Annotated in this window: 3 protein-coding genes; 2 read left to right on the plus strand and 1 reads right to left on the minus strand. The window is 45.7% G+C overall.

Annotated elements, in window-relative coordinates; all coding sequences use genetic code 11:
• Positions 1-142: 142 nt before the first annotated feature.
• The gene (locus LC574_RS29490) at positions 143-760 is read right to left on the minus strand and encodes a Uma2 family endonuclease (RefSeq protein ID WP_229457170.1); all 618 of its coding nucleotides are present in this window, start codon (positions 758-760) and stop codon (positions 143-145) included.
• 423 nt (positions 761-1,183) lie between these two features.
• On the opposite strand from LC574_RS29490, the gene LC574_RS29495 reads away from it, so the two are divergent.
• Complete coding sequence (locus LC574_RS29495) at positions 1,184-1,426, plus strand: hypothetical protein (protein WP_229457171.1); 243 nt, start codon at positions 1,184-1,186, stop codon at positions 1,424-1,426.
• Positions 1,427-1,716: 290 nt separating this feature from the next.
• A complete protein-coding gene (locus LC574_RS29500; RefSeq protein WP_229457172.1) occupies positions 1,717-3,456 on the plus strand; it encodes a hypothetical protein in 1,740 nt (579 codons plus the stop codon).
• The last annotated feature ends 623 nt before the right edge of the window (positions 3,457-4,079 follow it).

Raw genomic sequence — 4,079 nt, forward strand, 5'->3', positions numbered from 1 at the left:
CAACAATGGCATTGTCAGTCGCAACAATGGCATTGTCAGCCGCAACAATGGCATTGTCAGTTGATACAATCGCATTGTCAGTTGATGCAATGGCATTGTCACTAAAAATTGCAGAGTTTCTTTTGAAAGTATATGTTTTTGGTTAAGCTTCTCCCAAAGCAGCTTGAAAAACTTGTTCAGCAGTTAAATCTAACTCTGGAAAAGTAAGTGATTCAATCCGGTCATTTCCTCGAAACTGAGTAATTTGATACTCTCCTTCAAATAGAGTGTAAACTGATACCGTTGGCTGTTTAGGATTCCCAATAAACCGCTTTCCACCTAGAGCAGCATAGTCAACAATCCAATATTCAGAAATCCCCATTTCTTCGTACTCACCAAATTTGAGAAAATAGTCATCACGCCAGTTGGTACTGACCACTTCCACTATTAATGGAATTGATTCTGCCTGAGAAACAGTAGATGACTTTTTCCAAAGTGGTTCATTCGCTAAATTAGTCAGGTTCAATACTAAGACATCAGGAATATAACCGGATTTTTTATCTACTGCTTTAACTAACGCTTGGCTAGGGATTGAATAAGCTAGATTGAATCTGCGAATTTCAAAGTTAAGTTCTTTAATCAAAAATGCCCTGACCAACTCATGGTCGCCTGTTGGTTGCATTTCAACTATGACTCCTTTATGTAATTCATATCTGCCATTTTCTGGTTTCCACTCTATAAACTCTTCAAAGGTTATCGGCTCAACTAAAGGTTGAAACATGATATTGTTTCCTTAATGCCTGTAAGGGTTGTCATTAGTCATTTGTCATTAGTCATTTGTATTTCAAAGGACAATATTAACGATTGCAATGTACAATCTAGACACGCATCAGCTTAACATCTTGCGTCAGTTCATTGAGGCGTAGGTAAATATCGTCAAATCTAAAATTGTCTGTCGTCTTTTCTCCTTGCTGACCTCATCCTCATCTACAATTTTAGCGGTATCGCGTTTGTCATCTCGTCATCTCTCGAAGGAGGCGTAGCTAAAAACAGTTTTAGCCGACTTTGCACGATAATTTCAGTTAGGTAAAGCCAATACAATTGCATTTAGGACTTACGCACGCTCTACGAATTCTTGGCGTTCTTGGCGTCTTGGCGGTTCGATAAATTAAGCCTTTCGGCGATTTTTGCGTAAGTCCTGGCATTGTCAGTCGAAACAATGGCATTGTCAGCCGATACAATCGAATTGTTAGTCGAAACAATGGCATTGTCAGCCGATACAATCGAATTGTTAGTCAAAACAATGGCATTGTCAGTTGATGCGATCAAATTGTTAGTCGAAACAATGGCATTGTCAGTTGATGCGATCGAATTGTTAGTCAAAACAATGGCATTGTCAGTCGATGCGATCGCACCCAACAGTGTTATGGCATTGGCGAGGTGGTGATAAATTGGAGTGGTTATTTGGGCGTGGCAGTGACGAGGTGGCGTGGTCAATGGCGAGGTAGGTGGCTAAGAAGAAATGTGCAGATGGTAAGGCTTCTAAAAAACTTTTTGGTTTACTGATGCATTACCTGGTATTTTCCCTTAATCTACAGCAACGGACAAGGAGGTTAGGACATTAACTGATGATAAAACCTATATACAAACAGACTTTCAACCCAGTCCCCAGTCCCCAGTCCCCTGCTATACATGTGTAGAAGCTCAGTACTAATCTAAATTTAGAGGATTTTGATTATGGCTAGATTTACGGTTCCATCCAATTTCACCGGCACTGCTGGTTCGGACACAATAGTAGGGGAAGATTTAAATAAATTTCCAGCAATTGGGATTGATATTTTAACTGGAGGTTTCATTTATACAGGCTCAGGAAAGGACACCTTTAAAGGCAACGGCACTGGCGGTAAAGGCGGTGATGGTGCTATCGGTAAGAACGTCAGTGGCAGCAAAGGCGGTGCTGGAATCGGCATCAGCAATAATGGCAATCTGAATGCTGGGTCGGGCGACGACGCTATTATCGGCAAGGGTATTGGGGGTCATGGAGGCAACGGCGGGAATCCGCCTCCTTCTGATCCGCCTCCTTTTCCTTATGATGATTTTGGCGGCGGTGGCGGCGGTGGCGGTGCAGGGACAGGCATCAGTAACATTGGCATCCTTAATACTGGGTTGGGCAATGACACTATCATCGGCAATGGCACTGGCAGCAAGGGCGGCGGTGGCGGCGGTGACGGCGGTGGCGGCGGCGTTGGCGGTGTAGGGAATGGCATCGCTAACAGTGGCAGGCTGAATACAGGGGGCGGAAATGATGCTATCACTGGCACTGGCATTGGCGGCATGGGTGGCAGCGGACTCGGTGGCGGCTATGGCGGTGCAGGGACTGGCATTGCTAACAGTGGCAAACTGAATGCAGGGGACGGGAATGACACGATCACTGGTACTGGTCAGGGCGGCACTGGTGGTTTCGGCCGCCTCGGCGGCGACGGCGGATTTGGGATAGGTATCAGCAACACTGGGCAACTGGATACTGGAGACGGAAATGACAAGATCACTGGTACTGGTATCGGCGGCGTGGGTGGCGACGGGCTAGGACCCAGCTCTGACGGTGCAGCGACTGGCATCAGCAATAATGGCAATCTGAATACAGGGGACGGAAATGACACAATAACTGGGACTGGTGATAGCAGGGGCAACGGCGGTACTGCAACTGGCATCACTAACAGTAAGAAACTGGATACCGGAGACGGAGAAGACACGATCATAGGCACTGGCACAGGTATTGGCGGCTACGACAGTAATGGAACTGGCATCCAGAACATGAAAGGTGCCACCATCACCACAGGGCAGGGCAACGACACAATTACTGGTTCTGGCAACGGTTCATCCCAGAACCCCATTGCCTATGGCATCTCCAACGACGGAGTAATTGATACTGGAAATGGTTGTGACATTCTTACCGGAAAGGCTACAGCAACAACGCCTCTTGATGTTCCCTCCCAGTTCATCGACTTCATCGCCTATGGCATCTTCAACGACAGAGTAATTGATACTGGAAATGGTTGTGACATTCTTACCGGACAGGCTACAGCAACAATTGATGGTAATGCCTATGGCATTTATGGAAAAGGAACTATCAAGACTGGCGATGGCAATGACAAAATTACAGCCACCACTACCATCAATGAAGTTCAACAAAAAGTTACTATTGGTGGCGGTATCAACATTGATCTAGGTACTGGAAATGACTACTTCAAAGGGTTTGGTACTGGGACTGTGGATGGTGGAAAAGGTTTTGACACCTTAGACCTCAGTGCTTTCAATCGCTCTGAACTCACTTTTTCTGGTGTAATTTCAGGCAATGTCCTAAACCCAGCTAACATCAGCTTCAATAACAATAAAAATGTTATTACACTGTCCACAACAGGTTTTGAGAATTTTATCTTTGCAGATGGCTCTTTGTCCTACAGCACTTTGGTCTAAAACTAAGAATTACAAAGAAAGGCAGAGAGCAGATCGCTTTTAGCGTCTCCCCTTGGGAGAAGGCAGCGATGCCGAAGGTTCATGCTTGCCTACACACTCCCAATTTTTCCTCTCTACGAGACGCGCTACTCGCGTTCGCTTGAAGTTCTAGAGGAGCGTAGTTTACCGCCGCAGGCATCGCTCCTGAAACCATGTGGCCAGCCTTATCCCGGATTTCTCACAAGCTTCAAGCTTTGTGAGAAATCCGGGTAATGTGGGTTTACGGTGGTTGAAGTCACCCCCAATACGGTTCGGTTAACGTGTTTATTCGTCGGAGATCCCCCCAACCCCCCGATAAATTGGGGGGCTTTTTTTTCTAATTACCCCCTTTTTAAGGGGGTCGCCACAGGCGGGGGGATCTTATCCGAACCATATTGAAGTCACCCCTGGATAATTCTCAGTTGCGATCGCGTTAGTTTTACGCAAAACTTGCTAATTTCTTTACAGAAATTTATACAATACGGCTTATGTGAGTTGGAGTCTGGAAAGGCGTAAATACGTTAACATGGCTAAACATCTTGGCTAAACCATAGCCTGAAACCCTTGCTATAGCTTGGGCGTTTTTAATTCACATAAGGCGTATA

It is taken from the genome of Nostoc sp. CHAB 5715 (assembly GCF_020829685.1).
Taxonomy (GTDB): Bacteria; Cyanobacteriota; Cyanobacteriia; order Cyanobacteriales; family Nostocaceae; genus Nostoc.